At 72.6% G+C, this 14,486-nt stretch carries 16 protein-coding genes; 12 read left to right on the forward strand and 4 right to left on the reverse strand.

From position 1 onward, the window contains the following. The first annotated feature begins 44 nt into the window (after positions 1-44). Both AB0P35_RS28835 and AB0P35_RS28840 read left to right on the forward strand, forming a co-directional pair. Positions 45-1,202: a hypothetical protein gene (locus tag AB0P35_RS28835; RefSeq protein WP_363516348.1), complete on the forward strand. Its 1,158-nt coding sequence runs from the start codon at positions 45-47 to the stop codon at positions 1,200-1,202. A gap of 253 nt (positions 1,203-1,455) precedes the next feature. Then, on the forward strand, positions 1,456-2,352 hold the full coding sequence (locus AB0P35_RS28840) for an SDR family oxidoreductase (protein ID WP_363516351.1): 897 nt from the start codon (positions 1,456-1,458) through the stop codon (positions 2,350-2,352). Between the two features lie 48 nt (positions 2,353-2,400). Here AB0P35_RS28840 and AB0P35_RS28845 read toward each other — a convergent pair whose 3' ends face one another. After that, on the reverse strand, positions 2,401-2,793 hold the full coding sequence (locus AB0P35_RS28845; protein WP_363516354.1) for a hypothetical protein: 393 nt from the start codon (positions 2,791-2,793) through the stop codon (positions 2,401-2,403). An 827-nt stretch (positions 2,794-3,620) separates the two neighbouring features. Between AB0P35_RS28845 and AB0P35_RS28850 the strand changes: the two genes are divergently transcribed. From AB0P35_RS28850 to AB0P35_RS28875, 6 genes are all read left to right on the forward strand, one after another. After that, on the forward strand, positions 3,621-4,076 hold the full coding sequence (locus tag AB0P35_RS28850) for a hypothetical protein (RefSeq protein WP_363516357.1): 456 nt from the start codon (positions 3,621-3,623) through the stop codon (positions 4,074-4,076). Beyond that, entirely contained in the window at positions 4,022-4,645 is a 624-nt protein-coding gene (locus tag AB0P35_RS28855; protein WP_363516360.1) for a hypothetical protein, read from the forward strand. The genes AB0P35_RS28850 and AB0P35_RS28855 overlap by 55 nt, the downstream gene beginning before the upstream one ends. Positions 4,646-4,724: 79 nt before the next feature. Then, positions 4,725-5,879, forward strand: coding sequence for an inorganic phosphate transporter (locus AB0P35_RS28860; RefSeq protein ID WP_363516363.1), 1,155 nt, complete (start codon positions 4,725-4,727; stop codon positions 5,877-5,879). Beyond that, positions 5,876-6,121 carry a hypothetical protein gene (locus AB0P35_RS28865; protein WP_095878037.1) on the forward strand — a complete coding sequence of 82 codons (246 nt, stop codon included), beginning with the start codon at positions 5,876-5,878 and terminating at the stop codon, positions 6,119-6,121. The genes AB0P35_RS28860 and AB0P35_RS28865 overlap by 4 nt, the downstream gene beginning before the upstream one ends. Positions 6,122-6,271: 150 nt before the next feature. Beyond that, on the forward strand, positions 6,272-6,457 hold the full coding sequence (locus AB0P35_RS28870) for a hypothetical protein (RefSeq protein ID WP_363516366.1): 186 nt from the start codon (positions 6,272-6,274) through the stop codon (positions 6,455-6,457). 583 nt (positions 6,458-7,040) lie between these two features. Beyond that, positions 7,041-8,354, forward strand: a complete 1,314-nt coding sequence (locus AB0P35_RS28875) for a cytochrome P450 (protein WP_363516369.1) — start codon at positions 7,041-7,043, stop codon at positions 8,352-8,354. A gap of 204 nt (positions 8,355-8,558) precedes the next feature. Here AB0P35_RS28875 and AB0P35_RS28880 read toward each other — a convergent pair whose 3' ends face one another. Further along, the gene (locus AB0P35_RS28880; RefSeq protein ID WP_363516372.1) at positions 8,559-9,308 is read right to left on the reverse strand and encodes a TetR/AcrR family transcriptional regulator; all 750 of its coding nucleotides are present in this window, start codon (positions 9,306-9,308) and stop codon (positions 8,559-8,561) included. A 171-nt stretch (positions 9,309-9,479) separates the two neighbouring features. Between AB0P35_RS28880 and AB0P35_RS28885 the strand changes: the two genes are divergently transcribed. Next, positions 9,480-11,078, forward strand: a complete 1,599-nt coding sequence (locus tag AB0P35_RS28885) for a CocE/NonD family hydrolase (RefSeq protein WP_363516375.1) — start codon at positions 9,480-9,482, stop codon at positions 11,076-11,078. Here AB0P35_RS28885 and AB0P35_RS28890 read toward each other — a convergent pair. Both AB0P35_RS28890 and AB0P35_RS28895 read right to left on the reverse strand, forming a co-directional pair. After that, positions 11,075-11,320, reverse strand: a complete 246-nt coding sequence (locus AB0P35_RS28890) for a hypothetical protein (RefSeq protein ID WP_363516378.1) — start codon at positions 11,318-11,320, stop codon at positions 11,075-11,077. The two genes, AB0P35_RS28885 and AB0P35_RS28890, sit on opposite strands and share 4 nt — an antisense overlap. 104 nt (positions 11,321-11,424) lie before the next feature. Then, positions 11,425-12,294: a helix-turn-helix transcriptional regulator gene (locus AB0P35_RS28895; protein ID WP_363516381.1), complete on the reverse strand. Its 870-nt coding sequence runs from the start codon at positions 12,292-12,294 to the stop codon at positions 11,425-11,427. A gap of 78 nt (positions 12,295-12,372) precedes the next feature. On the opposite strand from AB0P35_RS28895, the gene AB0P35_RS28900 reads away from it, so the two are divergent. The 3 genes from AB0P35_RS28900 to AB0P35_RS28910 all read left to right on the forward strand — a co-directional run bounded on the left by AB0P35_RS28900 (position 12,373) and on the right by AB0P35_RS28910 (position 14,348). Next, entirely contained in the window at positions 12,373-13,140 is a 768-nt protein-coding gene (locus AB0P35_RS28900; RefSeq protein WP_363516384.1) for an SDR family oxidoreductase, read from the forward strand. After that, positions 13,137-14,042 (forward strand): SDR family oxidoreductase, encoded by a 906-nt coding sequence (locus tag AB0P35_RS28905; protein WP_363516387.1) that lies wholly within the window; start codon positions 13,137-13,139, stop codon positions 14,040-14,042. Before AB0P35_RS28900 ends, AB0P35_RS28905 begins: the two co-directional genes overlap by 4 nt. Before the next feature lie 96 nt (positions 14,043-14,138). Next, a complete protein-coding gene (locus AB0P35_RS28910; RefSeq protein WP_095878032.1) occupies positions 14,139-14,348 on the forward strand; it encodes a 4-oxalocrotonate tautomerase family protein in 210 nt (69 codons plus the stop codon). The last annotated feature ends 138 nt before the right edge of the window (positions 14,349-14,486 follow it).

A 14,486-nucleotide genomic window follows, 5' to 3' on the forward strand; every position in this document is an offset into this window, starting at 1 on the left:
GACCCGCCGCGCCGTCACCGGCCCGCACCGACCCGGAGAACGCCATGGACCTCGGCTTCCTCGAACCTCTGATAGGCAGGCCCGGCCCCTGGGCCACCGTCTGCCTCGACACCTCCCGCACCACCGAGGACGCCGAACACCGGCAGGTTCTGCTGCGGCGGGCGGCGGTGCGCCAGCTCGCCGACCGCGGGGCCGACCCCCGGACCTGCCGGGCCGTCGGAGAGCACCTCGCGGGGGAGCCCGCATCGGGCTCCCCGCCGGGTCGAGCCCTGTTCGCGGAAGGCGGCGAGGTCGTGCTCGACGTGCCGCTGACCACGGCACCCCCGGCCGTGGAGACCGCCTGGGGGCCGCTGCCGCACCTGGCCCCGCTGCTCGGCCGGCTGGAGGCCGCGGCCGCCGACTGCCTGGTCGCCGCGATCGACCGCACCGGAGCCGACCTGGAGCTCCGCCGCCTCGGCCGGCCGGAGCCGCTCAGCACCGTGGACGGAGTGACCTGGCAGGGCCGCGGGCACCGCGCCCCGCCCGCCGACCGCTACGAATGGCACTACCGGCACCGCGAGCAGGACGCCTGGGACCGGTCCGCCGACGCGATCGCCGGGCACCTCGCCGAAGCCCGCTCGGACTGCGGCGCGAACCTCATCGTCCTCACCGGCGACGCGCGCGAGCGCCGGGCCGTCCACGAGCGGCTCCCCCAGGACCTGCGGCCGCTCACCGTGGAGGTGGACGGCGGCGGACGCGCCGACGGCATCCGCACCGAGACCTTCGAACAGCGGCTCGACGAGGCGTGGCAGGAGTTCTCCCGGCACCACGCCGACGAGATCCTCGACCGGTTCCGCAGCGGCACCGGCCGCCCCGGCGAACACCGCACCGACGGCACGGGCACCGAGATCGCGCCGGGAGCCGCCGCCGAGGGCGTCCCCGCCGTCGCGGCCGCCGCCCGGCAGCACCAGCTCGCCACCCTGCTGCTCCGCGCGGACGGCCCGGACACCGGCCGCGAGGTCTGGATCGGACCCGAGCCCGAGCACATCGGCACGGACCGCGGCGAGCTGCGCAGCATGGGCGTTCCCCATCCCGTGCGGGCGCAGGCCGGTGACGCGCTGCTGCGCTGCGTCATCGCCTCGCGGGCCGAGGCGATGACGGTGCCGGACGGCACCGGGGGCCCGGCCGGCGGGGTGGGCGCCGTCCTGCGCTGGCGGGCCTGACCCGGGCCGGGCGGCCCGTTCGGGTTCGTCCCGCCTGTGCGGGTTTGTCCGAAACCGCGCCGGGCAGGCGTCCCGCACCTTCACAGATAGGCCCGGCACCGTCTCCCCGAACGCCGCGCCGACCGGTCTCCCCTCGGCGGTCGGAACTGCGGCGGGACGGTGCCGTCCCGTGCGTGCGGTGACCTGAACCGGGTCGGCCGCCCCCACCCGTGCATACTCCGAGGGCCGGCCGCGTACCAGGAGGAGAGCCGCCATGACGGGCGATCAGTACCGGCGGAGGGACCCGGTGGGTCAGCACCCGCAGCCCGAGTTCCCCGAACAGCAGCAGCCGCATCCGGGCACCGGCGGTCGGATGCGCCCCGAGCCCGACCACGGCGAGGACACCTACCGGGGCTGCGGACGGCTGGAGGACCGCCGGGCGCTGATCACCGGCGGTGACTCGGGCATCGGCCGGGCGGTCGCGCTCGCCTTCGCCCGCGAGGGCGCGGAGGTGGCGTTCTGCCACCTCCCCGAGGAGCAGCAGGACGCCGAGGAGACCGTCCGCCTGGTGGAGGAGGCCGGGCGGAAGGCGCTGGCCGTGCCGGGCGACCTCCGAGATGAGGGTTTCTGCCGCGCGCTGGTGGACCGCTGCGACCGGGAACTCGGCGGGCTGGACGTCCTGGTGAACAACGCTGCTTACCAGATGTCGCAACCGGACGGATTGGCGGCGATCACCACCGAGCAGTTCGACCGGGTGATGAGGACCAACCTGTACGGCATGTTCTGGCTCACCCGCGCCGCGCTGCCCGGTCTGCGGCCCGGTTCGGCGGTCATCAACACCGCCTCGGTGCAGGCGTACAAGCCCAGCCCGCACCTGCTCGACTACGCCATGACGAAGGCGGCGATCGTCGCCTTCACCCAGGGCCTCGCGCTGCAGCTCGCCCCGGAGGGGATCCGGGTGAACGCGGTGGCCCCCGGCCCGGTGTGGACGCCGCTGATCCCGGCCACCATGACGCCCGAGAAGGTGGCGCACTTCGGGGAGCAGTCCCCGCTCGGGCGGGCCGCGCAGCCGGCCGAGATGGCACCCGCGTACGTGTTCCTCGCCTCGCAGGAGGCCTCGTACATCACAGGGGAGATTGTCAACGCGACCGGAGGCACACCGCTGCCGTGACAGCCCGACGGCCGCAGCCCGCCCGGGGGCTGCGGCCGCTCGCGCGCGTCACCCCTGTGGCAGCAGGTCGACCTGCTCCACGCGGCGCGTGCGGACCGCGCGCTCCTCGGGGCCGACTCCGGCGGGGTCGGGCGTGCCGGCGGCGCCGACCGCGTCGATCTCGGGTTCCTCGGCAGCGAGCCGCTCGTCGAGCGACTGTCCCGCGGCCTGCTCGGCGCCCGTCACGCCGAAGGACTCCGCCGCCACGGGCGCCTCGCCGGGCACCGGCATCCGCTGCGGGGCCTCGGCCCGGCGCGCGCCGGGCGAGCCGTCCTCGAGGTCGGGGATTCCCTCGTCCTCGGGCTCGGCCCCCGGGTCGTGATGGCCGAGTCGCAGCAGCGAGGCGCCCTGATGTCCGTCAGGATTCGTGCGCCCGACCGGGCCGCCGTCTCGCCGAGGCACGCCGCGTGGCGGCGACGGGCGGCAGTCGCGAGACTCGCACACAGCCGGACGGCGAGGCGCCGTGGCGGGACGCCGAACCCTACGCCGTGCCGTGCTCAGCGAGGACTGACCGACCGCCGTCGCTCCCGCGGGCCGGCAGCGACGGGCCGGACCGCGGGTTCGTGCGTTCCGGCCTGCGGCTACCCCGGGCCTTTCACCCGACCGTTCGTGGCGGGTCGGATTGATGCCCTGATGGTCCCGACGGAGCGGCGGGGGAGCGGGCCGCGGGCAGGCGCGCCCGGAACGGCCGGGCGGTGCTTCGATGCCCGAACGACGGGTAGCCGCATGGGCACTTCCGTCCGCGAACCACTTGGAGGAAGCCGTGAGACCGAGACACCCCGTCGTCGTGCCCGCCGCCCGTCGGGGTGGCCACCGGCCCGGCCGCCGCTCCCCGCTCGGCCCGCACGGCCGGGTCCGCCGCTGCCCCGGTCCGTTCCTCCCGCGCGCCAGGACCGCCCTTCGAGATCTCCCGCCGCGCCGCGGTCCTCTGGCCGCGGGGTGACGGCGCCCCAGGGCCAGCTCGCCGTACCGCGCAGGTGTCCGGCGCCGCCGCCGGCGGGACCACCCGAACCGGCTCCGTCGATGAGCGTCCACCGCACCCCGACCGACCGGCGCCCCGGAAGCATCGACGCACACGGGCGGCGGCTACCCCGTATCCCGCCCCCACCGGCCTGCGGTCCGCGTACGGCAGGTGTGTCGGACGGGCGTTCCGGGCAGGCGTCCGGCATGACCCCCGTGCACCGCGGCCGGTCGGTGCCCTGCCCCCGGCCCTGCGAGGACCGTCGGGGATGAGGCTGAGGACCAGCGACCCCCACGGCCCGGGCCTGCGGCGAACGCGGTGCGGCGGGGGCTTCCGCTACCTTTCCCCGAACGGCCGGCCCGTCACCGACCGCGCAGAACTGGACCGCATCCGTGCCCTCGCCGTCCCGCCCGCGTGGACGGACATCTGGATCTGTCCCCACCCGGGCGGTCACCTGCAGGCGCTCGGCACCGATGCCAAGGACCGCTGCCAGTACCTGCACCACCCGGAGGTCCGCGCCCGGCAGCAGGAGCCGGCCAAACACGAGCACGTCCTCAAGCTCTCCGCCCGGCTGCCCGAACCGAGGGCCGCGGTCGACAGCGACCTGCGCCACCGCGGACTGCCCCGCGACCGTGTGATGGCCTGCGCCGTCCGGCTGCTCAACTCGACATGTTCCGCCTCCGGTCCGAGACGCACGCCCGTGCCAACGGCTCCCACGGCCTGACCACCGTGCTGCGCAGCCAGGTCGCCGTCCGCGGTGCACACGTCCGCTTCGACTACCCCGCCAAGTCCGGACAGCGGCGCGTGGCCACCGTCGCCGACCCCGCGACGACCGCGGCCCTGCGCGCCCTGCTGCGCAGCACGTACCCGGGCGACCGGCTGCGGGCCCACCGCAGCGGCCGGGGCTGGCACGAGGTCCGTGGCGACGACCTCAACAGCTACCTCCGCGAGCGCAGCGGGACCGACCTGACCGCGAAGGAATTCCGTACCTGGGACGCGACCGTGCTGGCCGCCGTAGGCATGGCGGTGTCCGTCCGAACGGCAGCCGGATCCGAGGCCGCCCGGCGCCGGGCGGTCGCCCGGGTCGTCCGGGAGGTGGCCGACCGCCTGGGCAACACCCCGGCGGTGTGCCGCGCCTCGTACATCAACCCGCGCCTGGTCGAGCTGTTCGAGGACGGTGTCACCATCGATCCGGGCCTCGACGGCCTGGGCGCGGACGATGCCCCGCTCGCCGTCCACGGTCCGGTGGAGGAGGCCGTGCGCACCCTGCTGCTCACCGACGGCGGACGCTGACACCGCGTGGCCCGGACGGTTCGGTTCGACGGAGTGTCGTACGCCGGGGGCGGTGGGGCGGTTGGTTACGTTCGTACACGTGACCGGCAACGACGCGGTCCTGGTGCTGGTGGTCGCGACCGCGCTGGGCTTCGACTTCACCAACGGATTCCACGACACCGGCAACGCCATGGCGACCTCGATCGTCACCGGGGCCCTCCGGCCGCGTGTCGCGGTCGCGGTGTCGGCAGTGCTGAACCTGGTCGGCGCGTTCCTGTCGACCGCGGTCGCCGCGACCATCGCGAGCGGCCTGGTCGACAGTGGCGATGTGACGCTGACCGTGGTGATGGCGGGCCTGGCGGGCAGCATCCTGTGGAACCTGACCACGTGGTTCTTCGGGATCCCGTCCAGTTCCTCGCACGCGCTGATCGGCGGTGTGGTCGGGGCGACCATGGCCGCGGCCGGCGCCTCGGCCGTCAAGTGGCAGGGCCTGGTCGCCAAGGTGATCGTGCCCGCCGCCCTGTCGCCGTTCATCGCCGGGTCGGTCGCCGCGCTCGGCACCTACCTCATCCACCGCATCACCCGCGACGTGGCCGAGGGCCCGCGGGCGCACGGCTTCAGACTCGGCCAGGTCGGTTCGGCCTGCATGGTCTCGCTCGCCCACGGAACCAACGACGCGCAGAAGACCATGGGCGTCATCACCCTGGCGCTGATCGCCAACGGCACGCTCCACGCCGGAGCGAGCGCCCCGGTCTGGGTGGTCACCTGCTGCGCGGTGGCGATCGCCCTCGGGACCTACATCGGCGGCTGGCGGGTCATCCGGGCACTCGGCAAGGGCCTGGTGGAGATCGAGGCGCCACAGGGGATGGCCGCCGAATCGGCCTCGGCGGCGGTCATCCTCTCCTCCACCGACTTCGGCTACTCCCTCTCCACCACCCATGTGGCCACCGGCTCGATCCTCGGCACGGGGGTGGGCCGGAAGGGAGCGGTGGTGCGCTGGCACATCGCGCACCGCATGGTGGCGGCCTGGCTGATCACCCTGCCGGCCTCGGCGGTGGTCGGCGCCCTGGCCTACGGGGTCGCGAACGGGATCGGGGGTACGGCGGGAGTGGTGGTGGTCTTCGCCGTGCTGGTACTGGCTTCGATCGCCTTCTTCGCCGCGTCCCGGCGCCCCGCCGTGACACCGGAGAACGTCAACGCCGCATGGACCGGCTCGGTCGTGCCGACACCCCCCAGGGACGAGGTGGCGCCGTGAACTCGTGGATCAACCTCGACGCGCTGTGGAAGATCGTCCTGGTGGGGCTGCTCGCCGGAGCCGGCCTGCCCGCGCTCTTCGCCGTCGGCGTGCGCGCCCTCAACCCGCCGCCCCGCGGGGGCGGGCAACCCGCCGGACGCCGTACGGCCGGCCCGCTCAACTACACCGTCGCCGTGGCGTGCTTCGCCGTCGTCCTCGCCGCGATCGGCTGGGGCGTCTCCGTCATCGTCAACCAGAGCTGACCCGGCCGCCGTGCCCCGGGCCCGGCCCGGGGCAGCGCGCCGCCAGTGCCGCCAGTGCCGCCGCAGCCGGCGTGGCCGCGCCCGTCGTCGGTGCGACCGTCTCATGTCACCGCGCTCGCGGTCGGGGCGGTGCTGTCGTAGACCGGGGTTATGGACGAGGAGAAGACATCGTGGCACCCGGGTGAGATCGTCCCCGCGAGCGGCATCTACGCATGCGACTGCGGGGCCGGCCACCACTGGAGCACGGACGTGAAGGGACACCGGTTCCCGCCGCTGCCGGCGGGCTGCCAGGGCAATTCCTGGACGGTGAAGACCGAGGCACACCCGGACGCCTGACAGCCGCGCCGCGACATCGGCCGGGTCAATGAGCGGTCGGGGAGTTGCGGCCCCGTCGTTCGGCGCCACCGTGACGCCGCCCTCAGCCCGGCCCGCGGCCCCGGCCGCGATACCGGTCGGCACCGCGTGCAGGCGGCGGGTCGCGTTCTCGGCGTCGGCGAGTTCGGCCGGGGTCGGGACGACGGCGCCGAAGGACTGCCCGTCGGCGGCGGGCAGGATCCGCCAGCGGAGGACCGGTGCGAGCACGGTGCTGGCCCGGGCGAGGAACCAGGCCGGTCGGCCGTGGGTGCGGGCGATACCGGTCGCGAGGACGGCGAGCGCCTCGCGCAGACGCTCAAGGCGCTCGATGCCCGGCAGCGTCGGCCGGTCGCAGCCCGTGCCTCGGCAGGGCGCTCCACCGATCGGCCGTGCTGCGGTGGCCGTTACTACGAGTACTACGAGAGCGAGGCGCACGGCGGCGCCCGTCCGAACGAGGACACCCTCACCAGCGCCGAGTTCCTTCTCGCTCAGGAACAGCGGGAGAGCCACGTTCGCGCCGGCGCCTTCTGGTGTGGGGTGCGGGGGTGTCGTACGGTCGGTGGTCGTGACCCTCGACCAGGCGAGCGTGAACCGGATCTTCCTTCCCGAGACCTACGCCGAGGGGGTGCCGTACGAGCTCTTCCGGGAGCTGCGGGCGGCCGCACCGGTCTGCTGGGTGGAGGAGCCGGCGGTGGGGAACTGGCCTGCCGGGCCCGGGTACTGGGCGGTGCTGCGACACGCGGACGTCAAGTACGTGCTGCGCACGCCGGAGGTGTTCTCCTCGCACCTGGGAGCGACGCAGATCCGCGACCCCGACTCCGTGGCCGACCTGGAGTTCGCCCGCACGATGATGCTCAACCAGGACCCGCCGGACCACGCCCGGCTGCGGCGGATCGTCGCCGGGGCCTTCACCCCGCGCGTCCTGGGCGAGCTGACGGACGCGATCGAGGATCACGCGGGGGCACTGGTCGACTCCGTCCGTGCGGCGGGCGAGGCGGACTTCGTGCAGGTCGCGGCCGATCTGCCGGTGCGGACGCTGGCCTGGATCATGGGTGTTCCCGAGCAGGATCGCCAGCTGCTGGTCGACTGGGCGAACCGTGTGATCGGCTACCAGGACACCGACTTGGCCGCCTCCAGCACCGTCGACCCGGACCGGCTGACCGACCTCGGCCGGGCGGCCGTCGCCCACCGTCCCACGATCACGACCGCCCAGGACGGCCGACCGGTCAACCCGCGCTCGCGCGCCGCCCTCGCCGACATGTTCGCGTACGCGCACGGACTGGCCGAACAACCGCGGCCCGGCACCGTGCTGGCACGGATGCGGGAAGCCGGGCTGAGCACCGAGGAGTTCGAGACCTCGTTCTTCCTGTTCGCGGTCGCGGGTAATGAGACGGTACGGAACGCCTTGCCCGGGGGCCTGTACACGCTGCTCTCCCATCCCCATCAGTATCGGCTGTTGCGGCAACGGGGATCTGCGGTGATCGCGTCGGCCGTCGAGGAGATCCTGCGCTTCTGGCCCCCGGTCGTGGAGTTCCGGCGAACCGCCACCCGCGACGTCGAACTGGCCGGCGAGCGGATCCGGCGCGGCGAGAAGGTCGTCGTCTACCACGCCTCGGCGAACCGCGACGAGAACGTGTTCCCGGACCCCGATCGCTTCGACATCACCCGGACCCGGAACGACCATGTCAGCTTCGGCCACGGCCCGCACTTCTGCCTCGGGGCACAACTGGCCCGTGTCCAGATGAGAGCGATGCTCGGGCGGGTCGTCACCGACCTGCCAGGCCTGGACCTCGCCCCCGGCGTCGCACCCACCCGCCTCGTGTCCAACTTCCAGAACGGGCTCAAGCACCTGCCGATCCGTTGGCGGCAGAACCGCTGACCTGCCCCGGTAAGTCACGGTGGGCGGCGTGACCGGCACCGCCGCGGGGGAGTGGAAGCCGCGGCGGCGGACAGCAGGCCCGCGATGGAGATCCAGGGACTACCGGTGACCGCGGACGGCCTCGCGGTGCACGGACCGTGCGGGCCGGTGTTCGAGGGCGTGGACAGAAACGATGGTTCGTTGAACGGTCGGCGTGATGACCAACTACTCGGACTCCAGCGCGATCCCATTGATCACGCGGTCGAGGAGGCGATCGAAGACCGCTTGGGGGTTCTGGTCGCCACCCGGCGCGGCCAGGGCCCGGGCGAGATGGGCATGGTTGCCCCTGGCGACGGCGGCGCGGAGGTAGCGAGTCTGGGCGTCGAGGATCTCGCCGGGGGTCCGCCCTGCCTCTTCGATCGCGCGCTCTTGGGCGAGTTCGTACGACACGTGGCTGGCCACGAACCCGGTGAGGAGGCTGAAGGTCTCCAGCCGAGCCTGGGCGTCCAAGCCGGTGGGGGTCATCACGGCGAGCACGTGGTCCAGGACGACGAGGGTGTTCGGGCCGAGGGTCTGCCGGGCCGGGAGCGCGGCGGGAAGCCACGGGTGGCGCCGCATGATGGTGCGTTGTTCATGGGCGATCCGCCGAAGGTCTGAGCGCCAGTCGCCGGTGGGCGTGGTCGGCAACCGGTGGTCGCCGCTCACTTCGTCGATCATCAGCTCCAGCAGCGTCTCCTTGTTGGGGACGTAGCTGTACAGGGACATGGTTCCGGCGCCGAGCCGGGCCGCGACCGCGCGCATAGTGACGGCGGCGAGCCCTTCGGCATCGGCGATGGCGACGGCGGTCGCGGTGATCTCGGCACGAGTGTGGGCGGGCGGCCTGCCGCGTCGCGGGCGTTCGGTCGCCAACCAGAGCGCCTCCGGATCCACCCCGGCGTGGGTACCCGACGGGGCTGCCGAGTCTGTGCGGGCCATGGTGACACCTCCCTCCTTCTGACGGTCCATCCAAGCATGAGCTATTCTCGTACATCGTACGGGAAGTGAGATCGCCCGCCCCATCCCAGAAACGAGGCACCCGTGACGATGCCCACGCACCGCCCGGTCGGGAAGAAGCCGCCCCTGAGCACCAGGGCCATGCGGCGGTCCATGCGGGGACTTCCTCCCAAGCTGCACGACATCGCCTACGACCCCGGCCTCGTCGTACCCGCAGGAGATGGCAGCCCTCTGCTGACCGACCACTACTTCCCGCTGGACGGCGGGGACTTCCCCACACTGCTGGTGCGCTCGCCCTACGGCCGGGGATTCCCCTGGGCGCCGATGTACGGCGTGCTCCTCGCCGAGCAGGGCTTCCATGTCGTCCTCCAGAGCTGCCGCGGCACCGGCGGCTCCGACGGCGACTTCCACCTCTGGCGCAACGAGGCCGCCGACGGCCGGGCCACCGTCGCCTGGCTGCGCAAGCAGCCCTGGTTCTCCGGTGTCCTGGGGACCATCGGCCCCAGCTACCTCGGCTACGTCCAGTGGGCGCTCGCCATGGATCCGCCCCCGGAGCTGCGCGCGATGGTGGTCCAGATCGGCATGCACGACCCGCACGGCTTCTTCCACCCCGGCGGCGCGTTCGCCCTGGAGAATGCGCTCGTCGTCGCCATGGGCCTCACCACGCAGCACCAAGGCGTACCGAGCCTCCTGCGGGCGACCCTGCGGCTGCAGCGCCACCTGCGAACGGCCGCCGCTGGACTCCCGCTCGTCGAGGCATACCGGCCCGCCCTCGGAGGCCCGGTGCCGTTCCTCGACGGGGCCATGGCGCACCCCGACGCCGGGGATGTCCACTGGGACGGCGCGGACGTGGGGTCCGCCGCCGACGGGCTGACCGTGCCGACGGCCCTGATAGGCGGCTGGCACGACGTGCATCTCGACCAGACCTTGCAGCAGTACGAGCGACTGCGGCGTGCCGGCTGTGAAACGGCCCTGCTCGTCGGCCCCTGGTCGCATCAGTCGGCACTCCAGCGGGGCTGGCCCGAGGTCTTCACCGAAAGCCTCGCCTGGCTGCGGGCCCACCTGTGCGACGACCCGTCCGCCCTGCGGCCGACAGGGGTTCGCGTCCACGTCGGAGGCCGACGAGCCTGGCAGGATCTGCCCGACTGGCCGCCGGTCCTCCGGAGCCGACGCTGGTACATCGACACCGACGGCGCCCTGACCCACCGAGCGCCCGAGGAGACAACCGAGCCGCTGTCCTTCCGCTACGACCCGACCGACCCGACCCCCTCCCTCGGCGGTGCCCTGGTCGGCGGGAAGGCCGCACAGGCGGACAACCGCCCACTGGAGGCACGGAAGGACGTCCTGACCTTCACCACGGCACCGCTCCCCGAGCCGGTCACCATCCTCGGACCGGTGAGCGCGATCCTGAAGATCAGTACGGACACCGGCCACGCCGACGTGTTCGCCCGGCTCTGCGACGTCGACCCCCAGAACCGTTCCACCAATGTCTGTGACGGCCTTCGACGGCTCCAGCCCCATGAGGAGGACCTGGCCACCGTCACCGTGGCCATGAGCTCCACCGCCTACCGATTTGTCGCCGGACACCGGATCCGCCTGCAGATCAGCGGTGGAGCCCACCCACGCTTCGCCCGCAACACCGGAACCGGCGAGCCCACGGCAACGGCCACCCGCCTCGCACCAGTTCGGATCTCACTCCACCACCCGTCAGTGCTCGTGCTCCCCATCGCGGACGAGGCCACAGCTGACTAGGCGTCGCCGCCTTCCTCAGTGGGCGACGGTTCGCGCAGCGGCCGTCGCCCGGCCTCCTCCGAGCGGAAGAACGCGTAGCGGCCGAGGAAGTCGATGTGGTCGAACCGGAGCGGGGACCGGCGGGCCAGCAGGTCGTCGGAGACGGGGAAGCCGTCGGCGGCGAGCTGCTTGGCGGCCCGGTCGAGGCAGAGGCTGTCGCGGCGGGCCGGTCGAGGCAGAGGCTGTCGCGGCGGGCCGCCCAACCCAGTCGGCAGCTAAATGTCCTGGCCCCGCTGGCACCGGTGATCGATTCCTGGCTGCGGTCCGAGCTGCTTTGAAGGGCACGGTGACCCAAGGCGGCAGGTCGTCAAGGTGTCGGTTCGGCGATTTCCTGAGTGCCGATGACCGCGAGCAGGTCGAGCAGGCCGGAACTGTCCGTACCGGCTGCGGGAGTGAACCACAGCAGGCGCTGCCGGCCGTCCTCGCTGAACAGGTTGAGGCAGTTGACCTCGATCAGCCCGAGCGTGGGGTGGTTGAGGCGCTTGCGGTCGTCCCGCCGGAACGCCACGTCGTGGTCGGCCCACAGCGAGGCGAACTCGACGGAGGCGCCGAGCAGCGAATGGATCATCGAGGGGGCTTCGGTGTCCTTCGCGTCCCTCCGCGCGGCAGCGGCCCGTAGATCCGCGGCAAAGGCACGGGACTGGGCTTCGTGATCGGATTCGGGGTAGAGACGTCGAGCGTCGGGTTCCGTGAACCACCGGTAGACGAAGCTGGCCCGAGGCCCTCGGAAACCGGTCTGGTCTCCGACAAGGGCCACCGCGACCGGGTTCTGCACGAGGGTGACGTGCAAGTCGGTAATGACTTGTGCCGGTGTCGACGCCAGACGATCGAGGAGATCGAGCATGCCGGGGTGCACGTGCGAGGCTGCTCCACCCTGCGCGGGCACCGGGCGGCCCGCCAGGTGGAACAGGTAGTCGCGTTCGTCGGCGCTCAGGCGCAGCGCCCTCGCCAGCGCGGCGATCATCTGCTCGGACGGTTGCGACCCGGCTCCACGCTCGAGCTCGTTGTAGTAGTCCACCGATGCTCCGGCGAGCTGGGCGACCTCCTCGCGGCGCAACCCGGGGACCCGGCGCCGGGGCCCGGTCGGGAGCCCGACGTCGGCCGGGCGGATACGTTCACGCCGTGAACGCAGGAAGGCTCCCAACTCGGTGTACCTCGCAGAACTCATAACCTCCATTCTGCGCTCGGCCGGGTGCTTGGCCCAGGGGATGACATCCCCTGGTTGCGCAGGTCAGAGCACCGCATCGTGGAGGACATGACCACGAACCACCAAGCTCGAACCCCTGAACCGGCGGCCGCGCGGGTTGCCGTCGTCACCGGAGGATCACGCGGCATCGGCCGGGCGGTCTCCCGCAGGCTCGCCCAGGACGGCCTGGCCGTCGTGGTGAACTACGCCCACGACGCGGCTGCCGCCGAGGAGACGGTGGCAGCGATCACCGCTTCCGGCGGGCGGGCGATCTGCGTGCAGGCGGACGTGGCGGACGAGAGCGCGGTGGCCACGGTGTTCGACCGGGCGGAGAAGGAGTTCGGCGGCGTGGATGTCGTCGTGAACTCCGCCGGTCGACTCGCTCTGTCGCCCATTGCCGACCTCGACCTCGCAGTGCTCGACGCCGTGCACCGCACCAACATCCGCGGAGCTTTCGTCGTCGCCCAGCAGGCGGCCCGTCGCCTGCGTGCGGGCGGCTCCTTCGTGGGGTTCTCGACCTCCGTGGTCGGCAGTCAATTCCCCGCGTACGGCGCGTACGCGGCGAGCAAGGGCGCCATCGAGTCGATCACGCTGATCCTCGCCCGCGAGCTGCGCGGACGGGACGTCACCGTGAACACCGTCGCCCCCGGGCCCACGGCCACGGACATGTTCCTCGACGGCAAGACGCCCGAACAGGTCGACCAGCTCGCCAAGACCCCGCCGCTGGAGCGGCTGGGCACCCCGGAGGACATCGCCAACGTGGTCGCGTTCCTCACCAGCCCGGAAGGGCACTGGGTCAACGGCCAGATCCTGCGGGCCAACGGGGGCATGGTGTGAGTGCGCAGCCGAAGGTCGTGGTGATCACCGGCGCATCCAGTGGCTTCGGGAACCGCACCGCACGGGCCCTGGCCGAGGCCGACCACATCGTGTACGCCGGCATGCGTGCCACCACCAGCCGCAACGCACCTGCCGTCGCCGCGCTCGCCCAGGTCGAGAAGGACCGCGGCGTGCGGATCACCGCTGTGGAGATGGACGTCCGGGAACAGGAATCGGTCGACGCCGCCATCGACCACGTGATGGCGGAGCAGGGACGGATCGACGTCGTGGTGCACAACGCCGGCCACATGGTGCTCGGACCGGCCGAGGCATTCACCGTCGCCCAGCTCGCCGACCTCTACGACGTCAATGTGCTGTCCGCACAACGCGTGAACCGCGCGGTGCTGCCGATCATGCGCCCCCAGGGACAAGGGCTGCTCGTGTGGGTCGGATCCAGCTCGACCCGCGGTGGACATCCGCCCTTCCTGGCACCCTACTTCGCGGCCAAAGCCGCGATGGACGCGCTCGCCGAGAGCTACGCCGCCGAGCTGATCAAGTTCGGCATCGAGACCACCCTCGTCGTCCCCGGCGCCTATCCGAGCGGCACCAACCACTTCACTCACGCCGGCGCACCGGCTGACACCGCCCGTGCCGCAGAGTACGACGAGCCCTACGGGCGGCTCAGGGACACGATGACCGAGGCCCTGAGCCGCATCTTCCCGCCGGGACGTGAGGCCCAGGAAGTGGCTGACGAAATCGTCCGTGTCGTCGGTCTGCCCCATGGGGAACGACCGTTCCGCACCCATGTCGATCCCAGCCGCGACGGCAGCGAAGTGGTCTCCATCATGTACGACCGGATTCGCACGGACTTCTTCCACCGCGTCGGCATCGACGAATTGCTCACTCCTCGCGCCAGCCTCTGACCACGCCGACACCAGCCGAGGGACGGTCATCGGCTACCGCCCTCGGCCACGGACTTCCGATCCGATGGAAGAAACCCACTCAAAGGAGAACGACCCATGCCTTTCGCCAACTTCAAGGTTCCCGCGGGCACCATCACCGCCGAGGACAAGAAGAAGATCGTCGAGCGCACCACCGACCTGTACGCGGAGATCTACGGTGAACGGGCCCGTCCCACCACTGTCGTGCTCATCGACGAGGTCGTCGACGGCGGCTGGGGTGTCGCCGGCAACGTCCTGACCGCCGCCATGCTCAACGGCGACGCCTGACGCCGACCACCCGCGTGGGGCCCGGCCCCAGCCGCCCCCGGCCACCCCCCGCCAGCGGACGGGCCCTCCCACCCACCGCCCCCCCCCCGGCCCGACCCCCCCCCGGCCGCGCCCCCCGCCCCCAGGCGGGCACGGAGC

This window comes from Kitasatospora sp. NPDC085879 (assembly GCF_040686255.1).
Taxonomy (GTDB): Bacteria; Actinomycetota; Actinomycetes; order Streptomycetales; family Streptomycetaceae; genus Kitasatospora.